Origin of the sequence: Paraburkholderia panacisoli (assembly GCF_008369935.1) — a bacterium.
Classification (GTDB): domain Bacteria; phylum Pseudomonadota; class Gammaproteobacteria; order Burkholderiales; family Burkholderiaceae; genus Paraburkholderia; species Paraburkholderia panacisoli.
Window position 1 is genome coordinate 102,992 of sequence record NZ_VTUZ01000021.1, and the last position, 14,228, is coordinate 117,219.

The following is a 14,228-nucleotide window of genomic DNA, read 5'->3' on the forward strand; positions in this document are numbered from 1 at the left end:
GAACGACAATCCCTAACCGAGGGCCGGTGTGAGCGACCCCCAGCAATCCCAGGACGAAGGCACTGAAGAGACCTTCATTTCCCACCTCGTTGAATTGCGCGACCGCATCATCCGCGCGGGCCTTGCCGTCATCGTGGTGTTCATCGGGCTCGTGTATTGGGCGCCGGACATTTTCAAGCTGCTGGCGCGCCCGCTGATGCAGAATCTGCCGAAGGACGGCAAGATGATCGTCACCGACGTCACCGGCTCGTTCTTCGTGCCTATGAAGGTGACGATGCTGGTCGCTTTTGTGATCGCGTTGCCGGTTGTGCTGTACCAGATCTGGGCGTTCGTCGCGCCGGGGCTTTATCAGCACGAGAAGAAGCTGGTGGGGCCGCTGGTGGCGAGCAGCTATACGCTCTTTCTGTGCGGCATGGCGTTCGCGTATTTCGTGGTGTTCCCGACCATCTTCCGTGTGATGGCGCATTACAACGCGCCGCTCGGCGCGGAAATGACCACCGACATCGACAATTACCTGAGCTTCGTGCTGACCATGTTCATTGCGTTCGGCGTGACGTTCGAAGTGCCGATCGTCGTCGTGCTGCTGGTTCGCATGAACGTGCTGACCATCAAGAAGCTCAAGGAAATTCGTCCGTATGTGATCGTCGGCGCGTTTGTGATTTCGGCTGTGGTGACGCCTCCGGATGTGTTCTCGCAGCTGATCCTGGCGATTCCGCTGATCGTGCTGTATGAGGCGGGGATCATTGCAGCGCGGCTCTTCGTCAGCAAGCAGCCAGCGGCGATCGAGGATGCGAGTCCGCCGTCGAGTTGATATAGCGCTTGGCGTTTTGCGCGAAACGGCAGACAAACAAAAAGGGCAGTCCAGTGATGGACTGCCCTTTCGTTTTGGTTTCGGCTCATTGGCCACGCTATCTGACTATGGCGGCTCGCGCAGTATTGCGTCTCGCCTCAACCGCCTTCCTCGTCCGGCTGATCGCCGCCGTTTTCTTCGGCGGGTTGCTTCGGCGGCGGCGGACGCTTGCCGATGGTCACGTCCAGATCGACCGTGTGGCCTTTGCGTACCAGATGCACCTTCGCAGCCGTGCCCGGCTTGATCTGTGCGATGACGTTCAACAAGCGCGTGGTGTCGGTGATCTCCTGGCCGTTCACGCTCATCAGGATGTCGCCCGGCTTGATGCCCGCACGGTCGGCCGGCCCGTTCTTCAGCACGCCCGCGACGATCGCGCCCGACTTCTGGTCGAGCCCGAACGACTCGGCGATCTCCGGCGTCACGTCCTGCGGCTCGACGCCGATCCAGCCGCGCGTGACCGAGCCGGTGGTGATGATGCTTTCCAGCACGCTGCGCGCCGTCGACACCGGGATCGCAAAGCCGATGCCGAGCGAGCCTCCCGAGCGCGAATAGATCGCGGTGTTGATGCCGAGGAGGTTGCCGTTCACGTCGACCAGCGCACCGCCCGAATTGCCGGGATTGATCGCCGCGTCGGTCTGGATGAAGTTTTCGAACGTATTGATGCCGAGGTGATTGCGCCCGAGCGCGCTGACGATGCCCATCGTCACCGTCTGGCCGACGCCGAACGGATTGCCGATCGCCAGCACGATATCGCCCACGCGCGTCTGGTCCATGCGGCCGAGCGTGATGGTGGGCAGGTTGGTCATGTTGACCTTCAGCACAGCCAGATCCGTTTCGGGATCGATGCCGATCACCTTCGCATTGGTGGTGCGGCCATCGGCCAGAGCGATTTCGATCTGGTCGGCGCCGTCGACGACGTGCTGGTTCGTTAGAATGTAACCTTCCGAACTCACTATCACCCCGGAGCCGAGGTTGGATGCCGGTTGCTCCTGCTGCTTGCGTTTGTTCTTGTCGCCGAAGAAGTAGCGGAACAGCGGATCTTTCGCGCGCGGATCGGGCGGCAGTGAGCCATCCTTGCTTGAGAACACGTTGACGACCGCGGGCATGGCCTTTTGCGCGGCGTCCGCATAGGACGTCTGGGCTGGCCCGCCGCCGATGCCTGGCGCCACTTCCCGCAGGGCGACGATCGGTTCGGCGAGTTGCTTGCCGAATTGCCCTTGACGCTGGAGCCACTGCGGTTTGAGAGTCGCAATGATGAACATCAGCGCCAACAGCACGGTCACCGCTTGGGCAAAGAACAGCCAAAAGCGTCTAAGCATCTGAAGACTAGAGGATTATATGGATCGGATCGAACTTGAATTGTACTTGAACAATCTTCTTGAAACCGCGCGCTTCAAGGACTATTGCCCCAATGGATTGCAGGTCGAAGGGCGTCGCCGGATCAACAAGCTCGCGACCGGTGTGACCGCGTCGGTGGCCTTCCTGGAGGCAGCGCTCGACTGGGGCGCGGACGCCGTGCTGGTCCATCACGGCTACTTCTGGCGCAACGAAGCGCCGCAGATCACCGGCCGCAAACATGCGCGCCTGAAACTGCTGATCGGCAACGACTTGAACCTGTTCGCGTATCACCTGCCGCTCGACGACCATCCCGAGTTCGGCAACAACGCGCAGATCGGCGAAAAGATGGGCTGGATCAGCGACGCGCGTTTCGGCGAAAACAATCTGGGCTGGCTCGCCACGTTTCCGATGCCGATCACGCTTGCGCACTTCACCGCGCAGATCGAACAGACGCTCGGCCGCACACCGCTCGTGTTCGGCGACCCGGATCGCGAACTACGGCGCGTGGGCTGGTGCACGGGCGCTGCGCAGGGCATGTTCGACGCGGCGATCGACGCGGGCGCCGACGTCTACCTGACCGGCGAAGTGTCGGAGTCGGTGATGCACACGTCGGCGGAAAGCGGCGTCGCGTTTCTCGCGGCCGGGCACCACGCGACGGAACGCTTCGGCGTGCAGGCAGTGGGCAAACATCTGTCCGAGCAGTTCGATATCGAACACCTGTTTATCGATATCCCTAATCCCGTTTGAATTGCGAATTGCATTGAAGAAGCAAAAGGCGCGAATAACGCAGAGGGCACTTAAAAGGAGGTGTGAAATGCTCTGCGATTCGTACGGAGAAACCCTGAGTTATCAAGGACTTCGCACGGTATTTGGCAATCGGCCCTTGTAAATGGCGACTCCATTCGCGCAAACTAGCGGCGGTAGAAGAGACGTGAAGGAAAAATCCAACTCAGAAGTGGGGCGTGTGATGCGAGACAAAGAAGATGAACGCGTCGACGGCAGCCGCCGGAACTGGCTGGTAGCGACGACCGTAGCAGGTGGCATAGGAGGCGTTGCCATTGTCGTACCCTTTGTTAGTTCGTTTGCACCATCTGAAAGGGCCAAGGCAGCAGGTGCCCCGGTCGAAGTCGATTTCAGCAATCTCAAGCCCGGCGACATGATGACTGTCGCCTGGCGTGGCAAGCCGGTGTGGATCATCAACCGCACCGACAGAATGCTCGCCGATGTCCAGAAAGCCGATAACCAGGTAGCGGACCCCCACACCACGAATCCCTTCTCGATGCCGTTGCCGGACTACTGCAACAACGAATTCCGTTCACGCGCCGAGAACAAGCATCTTTTAGTCGCCGTCGCCGTGTGCACCCATCTGGGCTGCACGCCGACGCCGCGCTTCCAGGAGGGCGCGCAGCCCAATCTTCCGGACGACTGGCCAGGCGGCTTCCTGTGCCCGTGCCACGGCTCGACTTACGACATGGCCGGCCGCGTCTTCAAGAACAAACCTGCGCCGCAGAACCTCGACATCCCGCGCTTCATGTTCACGTCGGCCACCGGCCTCGTGATCGGGAAGGACGAGAAAGGAGAAGCGTAATGGCGATGGACCACGAAGTAGAGACGACCGGGCTGGCCGGCTGGATCGACCGGCGCTTTCCCATGACGTCCACCTGGAAGAAGCACGTTACCGAGTACTACGCGCCGAAGAACTTCAACTTCTGGTACTTCTTCGGTTCGCTCGCGTTGCTGGTGCTGGTCAATCAGATCGTCACCGGCATCTTCCTCACGATGAACTACAAGCCCGACGCGACGCTCGCGTTCTCGTCGGTCGAGTACATCATGCGCGAGGTGCCGTGGGGCTGGCTGATCCGTTATATGCACTCCACGGGCGCGTCGATGTTTTTCGTCGTCGTGTATCTGCATATGTTCCGCGGGCTGATGTACGGCTCGTATCGCAAGCCGCGCGAACTGGTGTGGATTTTCGGCTGCTTTATTTTCCTGAGCCTGATGGCGGAGGCGTTCTTCGGCTATCTGCTGCCGTGGGGACAGATGTCGTTCTGGGGCGCGCAGGTGATCGTCAATCTGTTCTCGGCGATTCCGTTCATCGGCCCCGATCTGTCGCTGTGGATTCGCGGCGACTACGTCGTCTCGGACGTGACGCTCAATCGCTTCTTCGCCTTTCACGTGATCGCGATTCCGCTGGTGCTGATCGGGCTGGTGATCGCCCACCTGGTCGCGCTGCATGAAGTGGGGTCGAACAACCCGGACGGCATCGAGATCAAGGCGAAGAAGGGCCCGGACGGCATCCCGCTCGACGGCATCCCGTTCCACCCGTACTACTCGGTGCATGATTTCATGGGCACGTGTGTGTTTCTGGTGATCTTCGCGGCGATCATCTTCTTCGCGCCGGAAATGGGCGGGTACTTCCTCGAAGCCAACAACTTCGTGCCCGCCAATCCGCTGCAAACGCCGCCGGAAATCGCGCCGGTCTGGTACTTCACCGCCTTCTACGCGATGCTGCGCGCCACCACCGATCCGTTCAAGATCGTGCTGATGATCGTGATCGCACTGCTCGGCCTGCTCGCGCTGGTGCGCGCGCGCGGCAAGTGGAAGCCCGGCTTGCCGGTGCTCGCGGTGTTGGTGATTCTGGCGATGGCGTTCACCGAATCGAAGTTCTGGGGCGTGGTGGTGATGGGCAGCGCGGTGATCTCGCTGTTCTTCCTGCCCTGGCTCGACCGCTCGCCGGTCAAGTCGATTCGTTACCGGCCGTTTTTTCACAAGGTGTTCTACGGGATTTTCGTGCTCGCTTTCCTGACGTTGGGCTTCCTCGGCACTAAACCGCCGTCGCCAGCCTCCACGCTGATTGCTCAGGTGTGTGCGTTGATCTACTTCGCGTTTTTCCTCGGTATGCCGTTCTGGACGCGGCTTGGCACGTTCAAGCAGCCGCCCGAACGGGTGCGGTTCAAGCCTCACTAATCGCGAGCCAGGAGAACACGCAATGAAAAAACTGCTTTCGACGTGCGCGCTGATCGGCGCGACACTGCTCGCGGTGCTGACCGCCCCGGCTTACGCGGACGAGAATTTCCCTCTCGACCGCGCGCCGGATAACGCGGAGAATTTCGCTTCTTTGCAGCACGGCGCGCAATTGTTTGTAAACTACTGCCTGAATTGCCACAGCGCGAACCTGATGCGCTACAACCGGCTGACCGACCTCGGCATCACGCCGAGCGAAATTCAGGCGAACCTGCTGTTCACCACCGACAAGGTCGGCAACACGATGACCGTGGCGATGCGCCCGGACGACGCGAAAGCGTGGTTCGGCGCGACGCCGCCGGACCTGTCGGTGGAAGCCCGGGCGCGCGGCAAGGATTGGCTCTACACGTATCTGCGCACTTTTTATCGCGACGATACGCGGCCGACCGGCTGGAACAATCTGGTGTATGAGAACGTGGGCATGCCTCACGTGCTGTGGCAGCTTCAGGGGCAACGTGCAGCGAAGTTCGGTGACGAAACCGACGAAAAAACCGGCGAGACGGTACACAAATTTGTCGGCTTCCAGCAGCTCACTCCGGGGACGATGTCGCCGGTAGATTATGATTCTGCTGTGGCCGACCTCGTGTCGTACCTGTCATGGATGTCCGAACCGACGCAGAAAACCCGCAAACAGCTTGGCGTGTGGGTGCTGCTGTTCCTCGGTATCCTGAGCTTTTTCGCCTGGCGACTGAACGCTGCGTACTGGAAACATATCAAATAATCACGCCGTCACACGGTGTGGGGCTGGCGCCAGGAAAAACCTGCTGAACGGTTTTTCCGCGCGCTGGCCCTTCAGCTTTTTGAGGAAACGTAAACATGATGGTTCTGTATTCCGGCACAACTTGCCCGTTCTCCCAGCGTTGCCGGCTGGTGTTGTTCGAAAAGGGCATGGACTTCGAAATCCGCGACGTCGACCTGTTTAACAAGCCGGAAGACATCGCCGTGATGAATCCGTACGGTCAAGTGCCGATTCTCGTCGAACGGGACCTGATTCTGTACGAATCGAACATCATCAACGAGTACATCGACGAGCGCTTCCCGCATCCGCAACTGATGCCGGCTGATCCGGTGCAGCGCGCCCGCGCGCGCCTGTTCCTGCTGAACTTCGAGAAGGAGCTGTTCGTGCACGTCGGCACGCTCGAAAATGAAAAGGGCAAGGCCGCCGAGAAGAATCACGAAAAGGCCCGCCTCGCGATCCGCGATCGCCTGACGCAGCTCGCGCCGATCTTCCTGAAGAACAAGTACATGCTCGGCGAAGAGTTCTCGATGCTCGACGTCGCGATCGCGCCGCTGCTGTGGCGTCTGGACCACTACGGTATCGAGCTGTCGAAGAACGCCGCACCGCTGATGAAGTACGCCGAGCGCATTTTCAGCCGCCCGGCTTACATCGAAGCGCTGACGCCTTCGGAAAAGGTGATGCGCCGTTGAGTTTGGCTTTGGGGTGAGGGCGCCGCACGCTTGTGCGGGCCCCCGTCCGTAAGAGGACTGTTGATGCAAGAAATTTCCACCAAGCCTTATCTGTTGCGCGCGCTGTACGAGTGGTGCACGGATAACGGCTACACGCCGCACATCGCGGTCCGGGTCGACAACCAGACGCGTGTGCCGCGCCAGTTCGTGCGCGACAACGAAATCGTGCTGAACATCAGCTTCGAGGCGACCAGCCAGCTGCAGATGGGCAACGAGTGGATCGAGTTCAGCGCGCGTTTCTCCGGCAAGTCGCACAAGATCGAAGTGCCGGTCGCCAATATTCTCGCGATCTATGCGCGCGAAAACGGGCAAGGAATGGCGTTCCCGGTCGAGTCGGCGGGCGGCGAAGCGCAGGACTCCGGCGCCGATGCGGAACTGGCGGATGAGACCGATGCGCCGGCTGCGCCGCGTGCGGTCGAGACGTCGCCGGCGACCGATGCGGCTGCCGCGAAGGCCGAAAGTGCGACGGACGGCTCCCAGCCCGACGACGATGGATCGAAAGGTGGCGGAAGGGCTCGCCTTAAGATCGTGAAATGAAGTAGAATCACGGCCTCATGCCGGCTTAGCTCATCAGGTAGAGCGCTTGACTTGTAATCATGAGGTGGCGGGTTCGAGTCCTGCAGCCGGCACCAGAAGTACGAAACGGGGTTTCTGTTCAGTCAGAAACCCCGTTTTTTATTTACGCCGCCGTTAGTCGTTGCAATCGGCGTGTGATTATTAAATCGCGCGCGTATTCGTGAAGTAAATAAGCCTGAATGCGTTAATGCGAATGACGCAGTGACGTCGATAAAGCGTTGAGAAAAATGAGTTACGGACAGAGAAATGTCCGCAACTAAATAATTATTCTTCGGGTGGGCGCTGTGCAAGCTGACATGCCGCGCCGCTGTTGATCTCTCAGGTTCTCTTGGTCAGCCGTATTCCTGCTTTTGAGAACTATACCGAGCCGTTCTGGAGCTGTCTATTTTCTGATCGTGAGGCCCGCTGAAACCCGGTATCGAGCAATAGCAAATCAACGGGGTTATTTATTCATTTAGCATATTTTCAGAAGCCAAGACGACTGCGTTCGATCGTGCGGGGATCGAGCCATTGCTAAATCGGGCACGGTGAAACTGGCGATTGGCTCAGCGTTTTCAGTCGGAAGGCGGTCCGCCGATCGAGGAAAACGGCGCAGCGGCACCGATGGCCGCAGCGTCGGTGAGGCCGCAAGCGGGCCAAAATCACCATATCTCTTTCACCTTGTCGATAGTAGACTTTTTTGTCCACATTTCCTGCGCCTATCGTCTGCAAAGCAGAGCCACAGGCGAATAGCCCACCGCGAACCGTTACGACAGAGGTACTATTCGGGCGTCAGTCGGCATCGCTATCAAAGTACCCCGGCGGGCAACGCCCCCGACGACGCGGATTCTCATCGCGTCACTCCTGCAACACCAATCCCACCTCACCATGACCAGCCCTGCAACCATTACCTGGCCCGAAGCCGACGGCCCTCGCACCGCGCGTTGGCGTTCCGAGGCGGCCGTGCCGCCGCCCAAACGCGTGGTCGTCGCCGATGACCGGACTACCGCCGACTCGGCCTACCGTCTCGCCTGCGAAGGAACGGCGCTGTTGTGGAACGGCGACTTCCAGAACGCTCGCCAACTTCTGCAGGCGGTCACGCGACGGCTCGAGCGCAAACCGCGCAAGCAGGGCGAAACGCCGATCGATGCGTTCAACTTGCATCGGCAGGCACAGTCGCAGCGCGCCCGCACGCTCGGCATGATCCTGATTCCACTCGACGCCGCCTACGGTATTCCGCTGCGCCGTGCGCCCGACGTGCAGCAGGCGTGCATCGAAACCTACGGGCCGTCCGCCGACGAAGCGTCGGTCGTGTCGCTGCGCGAACTGCTCGGACTGATTGGCGCGCATGAGTGGCGCAAGAAGGGAGTCGAGATTCTGGCACTGGGCGATCGCATCCATCCGCACTACGGCGTGTTTTCGCCGGTGCGCGGGGAATATGTCGATCTCGTTGCGCGCACGCCGCTGCCGTCGCTGAACAAGGCGTTCGATATCGGTACGGGCACAGGCGTGTTGTCCGCGCTGCTGGCCAGGCGCGGCGTGAAGAAAATCGTCGCCACGGACCAGGACCCGCGAGCACTCGCCTGTGCGCGCGAGAACATCGCGCGTCTTGGCTACGACCAGCAAGTTGACGTGGTGCAGGCGGATCTGTTTCCGGAAGGCCGGGCGCCGCTGGTTGTCTGCAACCCGCCGTGGGTGCCGGCACGGCCCGCGTCGCCGGTCGAATATGCGATCTACGATCCGGAAAGCCGCATGCTGCTGGGTTTCCTGAATGGACTCGCGGAACATCTGTCGCCGGGCGGCGAGGGGTGGCTGATCCTGTCGGACTTCGCGGAGCATCTGGGCTTGCGCACGCGCGACTGGCTGCTTGCCGCGATTGAAAAGGCGGGACTGAGCGTGGTGGGGCGCGAGGATATTCGTCCCCGGCATCCGAAATCGACAGATGAAACCGACGCGCTACATACGGCGCGGGTGGCTGAAGTAACGTCGCTGTGGCGCCTTAAGGCGCGTTGACCGGCAAGACGGGCATTTGCCGGGTAGCAGGGAAGTCGCTCGGCGGTGCGTCAGACCGACGCCCCGCGCCCCTTGCGCGCCTCGAGAAACGCTGCCGTCCCCCGCCCGGCCACCAGGCCACTGGCAAAACAGGCGGTCAGCAAATAGCCGCCGGTCGGCGCTTCCCAATCGAGCATCTCTCCCGCGCAAAACACGCCGGGCAGCTGCTCGATCATCAACTGCGCGTCGAGCGCTTCGAACGGAATCCCGCCGGCGGTGCTGATCGCTTCCGCGATAGGCCGCGCGCGCGTGAGCCGTACCGGCAGCGCCTTGATCGCATGCGCGAGGCCGTGCGCATCGGCGAAGGCCTCCTTCGACAGAATCTCGTGCAGCAGCGCCAGTTTTACCCCGCCTATGCCGATCCGGCCGTGCAGATGGCTCGACATCGAGCGCGAACCGCGCGGCCGCGTGACCTCGGCGACCACTCGCTCGAGCGTCAAGCCTGGCGTCAGATCCAGCGCGATTGTCACGTCGCCGTCGGCCAGAATTCGCTCGCGGATCGCCGCCGACAACGCGTAAATCAGACTCCCTTCGACGCCGGTTTCGGTTAAAAGTATTTCACCTTGTCGATTGTGGACTGTATTGTCTACGTCGGTGAGCGAAATGGCGACCGGTTTCACTGGCTGACCCGCGAAACGCTCGCGCAGATAAGGACTCCAGTGAGCGTCGAAGCCGCAGTTGGCGGGCCGCAAGGGGGTTACCGGCACGTCACGCGCGGCCATCAGCGGCACCCACTCAGCATCCGATCCGAGGCGCGGCCAGCTCGCGCCGCCGAGTGCGAACACCACGGCATCGCAGGTCACGGTGTGTTCGCCGTCGGGCGTGTCAAAACGCAGCGTGTGCGCGGCGGGGGCGGCGTGACCGCCATCGCCTGCGTCCGTCACCCAACCGCTCCACTTGTGCCGCATATGGAAGCGCACCCCTGCCTCCCGCAGTCGATGCAGCCACGCACGCAACATCGGCGCCGCTTTCATGTCGGTTGGGAAAACCCGACCGGAACTGCCGACGAAGGTCTCGATGCCCAGCCCCTGCAACCACGCTCGCAGCGCGTCGGGCCCGAACACGTCCAGCAGCGGTGTGATCCTCTCGCGGCGGGCACCATAGCGCCCGAGAAATGGTTCGAGCGGTTCCGAATGCGTGATGTTCATGCCGCCTTTGCCCGCCATCAGGAACTTGCGGCCGACAGACGGCATCGAGTCATAGAGGTCGACCTGCAAACCGCGCCCGGTGAGCGCCTCGGCCGCCATCAGACCGGCGGGGCCGCCGCCTATCACGGCGACACGGGCGGAAGCGAAGGAAGATGGCATGCGGTCCTGCGGATAAGCGGAAGGAGGAGGCGGCACGCCGGCCTGATCGAACGAAGATGGGTGGCGCGAAGGGCGCTATTTTCACACCGACCACAGCGCAGGGCAAACGTGCGGGCGGCACAGGGTGCCGAAATAAGCTGGGTTCAGGCGTTTTCGCATCCCTCGGGGCGCGCACCCGCTTCTTTGTTCTTGACCCGTGCGAGCTATACTTTTAAAAGCCTTTCATCGAACGCTGTCCGCGTTCTTCCCCCGCGCTAAACCAGTCCACTGCCTGCTTGCCGCCGGTTTGGCCGTGCCTGCGATCGCAGCCGCGGTCATCGTCGGCGACGCGGTTCGCGCGTCCGCTGTCCGCATGAAGGTTTGATCGTCTGGATCGAGGAGCCTGCCATGAGCCGCAAGTACATCGACTGTCGTGAGTTTCCGAGCGAAATGAACTGCACCGTCGCGCTATCCGCCGACACCGAGAGCGAATTGCTCGAAGCGGCCGTACAGCACGCGGTCGCCATCCACAAACACACGGATTCGCCGGAACTGCGTTCGCAACTGAAGACGCTGTTTCATGAAGGCACGCCGCCGGCCGAAGCACCGCGCGCGTGAGTGGCCGTCCTGCGCGGACGGAAGGCGCCAGCCGACCCCCGCGAGCGGTGTAGAACCGTTCGCGGATCGCGGCGTTGTCGTGCAACCTGCGGGGGTGTCCTGATCGTCAACCGGGGTAAGCCTCGTCCACCTTCAGCCCGGCGAGCTTGAAGATGACTCGCAGCGTTTGTGGTTTGATGTCGCGCCGCGACGCGAGCGTGGTCATCACGAAGTCGAGCACTTTGGCGTACTTGAGCATGGTCAGACACGTTTCCATGTCGACGCTGCCATCGCGCATCACTTCGGCGAGACGAAGCATTTCCGTGGAGATATCGCGCGCCATCTCCAGTTCGAGTTGCTGCTTTTCCGACCAGACGGGCGTCGCGGTGAGCTTCGCCAGCATTTCCTGAAATTTCTGTTCGACGTTTCCGTTGGGTACCGTATCCATTGCCGCCTCTTCTATCCGAGCGCGCGTCCGGTTGATGTCTCGGCGCGCTGCTGGTTACGTTACGTTGGGCCCGTGTTCAGGGTCCGTCCTCCCCACATGCATTCGGTTCGCGTGAGCGTTGTCACGCCCGGCAGCGTCTTGTTCTGGCGACACGGCTTGCGCGACTGGCTCGGCCGCTGCGCAAGCTGATTTTTTGGCCACTCCCGAAACGTTCGCGTGATGCTTTTCGGGCAGCAAGCGTTCCAGGTTGACCGCTTTCCCTGAATGGTTTGCGCAGCTCCTTGGGTGAGCGATCCGCACATTAGGTAAACTGACAGCAATTTTTCCCTTTTTCCGTCATCTGTCGCACGTTCGCGTTGCAATTGACGACGGTTCACACGATGTCCAGCAAAACCCACGAAATCCGTCCGAACCAGTCCGTCGAGCTGTTGAAAGAGCTCCACATCCTCACGCGCGACGGCAAGATGAATCAGGACAGCCGCCGCAAGCTGAAGCAGGTCTACCATCTGTTCCAGTTCATCGAGCCGCTGCTCAAAGACCTCAAGGACAAGCAGGGCGACTTGACGCTCGTCGATCATGGCGCGGGCAAGTCATACCTAGGTTTTATCCTCTACGATCTTTTCTTCAAGGAATTTCAGGGTGCCGCAGGTGCTGCTTCGCACATTTACGGCATTGAAACGCGCGAAGACCTCGTTACGAAGTCCGAAGAACTGGCCGCGCGGCTGGGTTTTACGGGGATGTCGTTTCTGAACCTGTCGGTGGCGGAGTCGATCACGTCGGCGAGTTTGCCTGCGCAGATCGACATCGTGACGGCGCTGCACGCGTGCAATACCGCAACCGACGACGCGATCCGCTTCGCGCTGGAAAAACAGGCGAAGTACATCGTGGTCGTGCCCTGCTGTCAGGCCGAGGTAGCCGGCGTGCTGCGGCGCAATAAGGGGAAATCGCTCGCGAACGCGTTGACGGAGATCTGGCGGCATCCGTTGCACACGCGAGAATTCGGTAGCCAGATCACGAACGTGCTGCGCTGTTTGCAGCTGGAAGCGCACGGGTATCAGGTCAACGTGACCGAACTGGTCGGGTGGGAGCACTCGATGAAGAACGAACTGATCATCGCGCAGTACAAGGATTTGCCGCGGCGCCGGCCGGCCGAACGGCTCAACGAGGTGATGGAAACGCTCGGCATTGAAGAGCTGAAAGAGCGGTTTTTTGCTCCTGCCTGATCTTTGTCCTGCCCGGCAGGGGCGGAACTTCTTGACCCGTCGCGGTGGCCTTCGCGAGCCGCCGCTCTTGAGCGAATCAGCGCTTCATCAATGCGTTCCAGCCGGCTAGTCCAATGCGCCGCAAGGTTGCCTGATTGCGCTCGTAAATATCCTCCGCATCGGGGACGGCCTGCACGGCCCGCTCGATGCTGTCCTCGCGCAGCAGGTGCAGGATCGGATAGGGCGCCCGGTTCGTGTAGTTTTCGATGGCGTCGGGCTCACTGCCTTCAAACTGGTAAGCCGGGTGAAAGCTCGCGATCTGAACGATCCCTTCGAGCCGAAGCAGCTTGATGAGCCGGTCGGCGAAAAACAGGCAGTCGTTGAAGTCGAAAAAATCGCCGAGCGCGCGCGGCAGGATCAGCAGCGTGGTGTCGATGGCTTCCGCATCGGTTGCGATCAGTGTCTGAAGCTCGGCTTCGAGATCGGTCAACACGGCTTCCATGTCGACGGCGTCGCTCACGGCGTAGCGAATCTGCCCTTTCACGTGCACGGCCTTCGCAAACGGACACAAATTGAGCCCGATCACCGCCTCGGTCAGCCAGTGGCGGGTGGCGGCTACGACGGTATCGTGGGATTCGGCGGGCAACGGCATAGCGGGGGTCACAGCGGATAAAAGCGCCATTTTAACGGCGCGGGTTCGCAGCGATTCGCGTCCAGCTCAAACTGCGGCGTCGAATGACGCGACGCGACTCGGTTCACTTCCCGCGCGTCCCGCCGCATGCGGCGGCGATCAACTGCGCGGCGACCTTCGGCGCGGCCAGAATGGGCCCGCATCCCGGACCGTAGGTCTGACTCGCCGCGTACACGCCCTCGATCATCAAACCGAGCGCATTCGCAAGCGCCACCGGGTCTTCGGCGCCTGCCGCGGTCGTCAATTCGGTGAGGCGCGCCATCAGGCGCTGCTTGTTGCGGAACACGAACTGCCGCGCCGGATGCGCGGCATCGGGAAACTCCACCGACACGTTCACGAAAGGACAACCCCGATAGTCGTCGATCGACGCGCGCACCGCGAGATCGTCGAAATACTGTTGAAGCTGGCGCGCCGGTTCACCCGGATGTTTGGCGAAACTCTTCTCCACGTAGCCGAAGAACTGCTTGTCCTGCTGCTCCAGATAAGCCATCACCAATTCGTCCTTCGACGAAAACTGGCGATACAGACTCATCTTGTTCACGCCGGCGCGCTCGACCACCGCGTCGACGCCGACCGCGCGCACGCCCTCGAGATAAAACAACTCGCTCGCGGCGCGCAGCAAGTTCTGCTGCGCCTGCGGTCCGGCTGTCTGCGCGCTGCGCGCACGCCGCGCCGGAGCCTTCCCGGTCGGCTTGAGGGTATCGCTGTCGGACATGAT

Annotated in this window: 15 protein-coding genes and 1 tRNA gene; 11 read left to right on the top strand and 5 right to left on the bottom strand. The window is 61.2% G+C overall.

Annotated features, from left to right (window positions below; all coding sequences use genetic code 11):
* The first annotated feature begins 28 nt into the window (after window positions 1-28).
* Window positions 29-811: a twin-arginine translocase subunit TatC gene (gene tatC, locus FVF58_RS27995; protein ID WP_149673034.1), complete on the top strand. Its 783-nt coding sequence runs from the start codon at window positions 29-31 to the stop codon at window positions 809-811.
* 137 nt (window positions 812-948) lie between these two features.
* Here the strand turns inward: tatC and FVF58_RS28000 are convergent, their stop codons facing one another.
* Window positions 949-2,169, bottom strand: a complete 1,221-nt coding sequence (locus FVF58_RS28000) for a Do family serine endopeptidase (RefSeq protein WP_149673035.1) — start codon at window positions 2,167-2,169, stop codon at window positions 949-951.
* Window positions 2,170-2,188: 19 nt separating this feature from the next.
* Between FVF58_RS28000 and FVF58_RS28005 the strand changes: the two genes are divergently transcribed.
* From FVF58_RS28005 to FVF58_RS28040, 8 genes are all read left to right on the top strand, one after another.
* On the top strand, window positions 2,189-2,935 hold the full coding sequence (locus tag FVF58_RS28005; protein ID WP_149673036.1) for a Nif3-like dinuclear metal center hexameric protein: 747 nt from the start codon (window positions 2,189-2,191) through the stop codon (window positions 2,933-2,935).
* Window positions 2,936-3,155: 220 nt separating this feature from the next.
* Window positions 3,156-3,776: a ubiquinol-cytochrome c reductase iron-sulfur subunit gene (gene petA, locus FVF58_RS28010; RefSeq protein ID WP_149673094.1), complete on the top strand. Its 621-nt coding sequence runs from the start codon at window positions 3,156-3,158 to the stop codon at window positions 3,774-3,776.
* The gene (locus tag FVF58_RS28015; protein WP_149673037.1) at window positions 3,776-5,155 is read left to right on the top strand and encodes a cytochrome b; all 1,380 of its coding nucleotides are present in this window, start codon (window positions 3,776-3,778) and stop codon (window positions 5,153-5,155) included. The genes petA and FVF58_RS28015 overlap by 1 nt, the downstream gene beginning before the upstream one ends.
* 22 nt (window positions 5,156-5,177) lie before the next feature.
* The gene (locus FVF58_RS28020) at window positions 5,178-5,933 is read left to right on the top strand and encodes a cytochrome c1 (RefSeq protein WP_149673038.1); all 756 of its coding nucleotides are present in this window, start codon (window positions 5,178-5,180) and stop codon (window positions 5,931-5,933) included.
* A gap of 95 nt (window positions 5,934-6,028) precedes the next feature.
* Window positions 6,029-6,640 (top strand): glutathione S-transferase N-terminal domain-containing protein, encoded by a 612-nt coding sequence (locus FVF58_RS28025; protein WP_006052302.1) that lies wholly within the window; start codon window positions 6,029-6,031, stop codon window positions 6,638-6,640.
* A 63-nt stretch (window positions 6,641-6,703) separates the two neighbouring features.
* Window positions 6,704-7,216 carry a ClpXP protease specificity-enhancing factor gene (locus tag FVF58_RS28030; protein ID WP_149673039.1) on the top strand — a complete coding sequence of 171 codons (513 nt, stop codon included), beginning with the start codon at window positions 6,704-6,706 and terminating at the stop codon, window positions 7,214-7,216.
* Window positions 7,217-7,235: 19 nt separating this feature from the next.
* Window positions 7,236-7,311: transfer RNA gene (locus FVF58_RS28035), tRNA-Thr, on the top strand.
* An 811-nt stretch (window positions 7,312-8,122) separates the two neighbouring features.
* A complete protein-coding gene (locus FVF58_RS28040; protein ID WP_149673040.1) occupies window positions 8,123-9,247 on the top strand; it encodes a methyltransferase in 1,125 nt (374 codons plus the stop codon).
* A gap of 50 nt (window positions 9,248-9,297) precedes the next feature.
* On the opposite strand, the gene FVF58_RS28045 is transcribed toward FVF58_RS28040, so the two are convergent.
* Window positions 9,298-10,593: a TIGR03862 family flavoprotein gene (locus FVF58_RS28045; protein WP_149673041.1), complete on the bottom strand. Its 1,296-nt coding sequence runs from the start codon at window positions 10,591-10,593 to the stop codon at window positions 9,298-9,300.
* 387 nt (window positions 10,594-10,980) lie between these two features.
* On the opposite strand from FVF58_RS28045, the gene FVF58_RS28050 reads away from it, so the two are divergent.
* Entirely contained in the window at window positions 10,981-11,190 is a 210-nt protein-coding gene (locus tag FVF58_RS28050) for a DUF1059 domain-containing protein (RefSeq protein ID WP_149673042.1), read from the top strand.
* Between the two features lie 106 nt (window positions 11,191-11,296).
* Here FVF58_RS28050 and FVF58_RS28055 read toward each other — a convergent pair whose 3' ends face one another.
* Window positions 11,297-11,617 (bottom strand): type II toxin-antitoxin system HicA family toxin, encoded by a 321-nt coding sequence (locus FVF58_RS28055; protein WP_149673043.1) that lies wholly within the window; start codon window positions 11,615-11,617, stop codon window positions 11,297-11,299.
* Window positions 11,618-11,997: 380 nt separating this feature from the next.
* On the opposite strand from FVF58_RS28055, the gene FVF58_RS28060 reads away from it, so the two are divergent.
* The gene (locus FVF58_RS28060) at window positions 11,998-12,840 is read left to right on the top strand and encodes a class I SAM-dependent methyltransferase (RefSeq protein ID WP_149673044.1); all 843 of its coding nucleotides are present in this window, start codon (window positions 11,998-12,000) and stop codon (window positions 12,838-12,840) included.
* Between the two features lie 76 nt (window positions 12,841-12,916).
* On the opposite strand, the gene FVF58_RS28065 is transcribed toward FVF58_RS28060, so the two are convergent.
* Window positions 12,917-13,471, bottom strand: a complete 555-nt coding sequence (locus FVF58_RS28065; RefSeq protein WP_149673095.1) for a DUF1415 domain-containing protein — start codon at window positions 13,469-13,471, stop codon at window positions 12,917-12,919.
* Between the two features lie 103 nt (window positions 13,472-13,574).
* Entirely contained in the window at window positions 13,575-14,225 is a 651-nt protein-coding gene (locus tag FVF58_RS28070) for a TetR/AcrR family transcriptional regulator (RefSeq protein ID WP_149673045.1), read from the bottom strand.
* Between the last annotated feature and the right edge of the window lie 3 nt (window positions 14,226-14,228).

Excerpts from the sequence above, each read along its gene's own strand:
- FVF58_RS28025 (WP_006052302.1), top strand. The coding sequence starts at position 6,029 with ATGATGGTTCTGTATTCCGGCACAACTTGCCCGTTCTCCCAGCGTTGC.
- FVF58_RS28030 (WP_149673039.1), top strand. The coding sequence starts at position 6,704 with ATGCAAGAAATTTCCACCAAGCCTTATCTGTTGCGCGCGCTGTACGAG.
- FVF58_RS28020 (WP_149673038.1), top strand. The coding sequence starts at position 5,178 with ATGAAAAAACTGCTTTCGACGTGCGCGCTGATCGGCGCGACACTGCTC.
- FVF58_RS28070 (WP_149673045.1), bottom strand. The coding sequence starts at position 14,225 with ATGTCCGACAGCGATACCCTCAAGCCGACCGGGAAGGCTCCGGCGCGG.
- FVF58_RS28050 (WP_149673042.1), top strand. The coding sequence starts at position 10,981 with ATGAGCCGCAAGTACATCGACTGTCGTGAGTTTCCGAGCGAAATGAAC.
- FVF58_RS28065 (WP_149673095.1), bottom strand. The coding sequence starts at position 13,471 with ATGCCGTTGCCCGCCGAATCCCACGATACCGTCGTAGCCGCCACCCGC.
- FVF58_RS28045 (WP_149673041.1), bottom strand. The coding sequence starts at position 10,593 with ATGCCATCTTCCTTCGCTTCCGCCCGTGTCGCCGTGATAGGCGGCGGC.
- FVF58_RS28040 (WP_149673040.1), top strand. The coding sequence starts at position 8,123 with ATGACCAGCCCTGCAACCATTACCTGGCCCGAAGCCGACGGCCCTCGC.
- FVF58_RS28005 (WP_149673036.1), top strand. The coding sequence starts at position 2,189 with ATGGATCGGATCGAACTTGAATTGTACTTGAACAATCTTCTTGAAACC.
- FVF58_RS28055 (WP_149673043.1), bottom strand. The coding sequence starts at position 11,617 with ATGGATACGGTACCCAACGGAAACGTCGAACAGAAATTTCAGGAAATG.
- FVF58_RS28000 (WP_149673035.1), bottom strand. The coding sequence starts at position 2,169 with ATGCTTAGACGCTTTTGGCTGTTCTTTGCCCAAGCGGTGACCGTGCTG.
- FVF58_RS28060 (WP_149673044.1), top strand. The coding sequence starts at position 11,998 with ATGTCCAGCAAAACCCACGAAATCCGTCCGAACCAGTCCGTCGAGCTG.
- FVF58_RS28015 (WP_149673037.1), top strand. The coding sequence starts at position 3,776 with ATGGCGATGGACCACGAAGTAGAGACGACCGGGCTGGCCGGCTGGATC.
- petA (WP_149673094.1), top strand. The coding sequence starts at position 3,156 with ATGCGAGACAAAGAAGATGAACGCGTCGACGGCAGCCGCCGGAACTGG.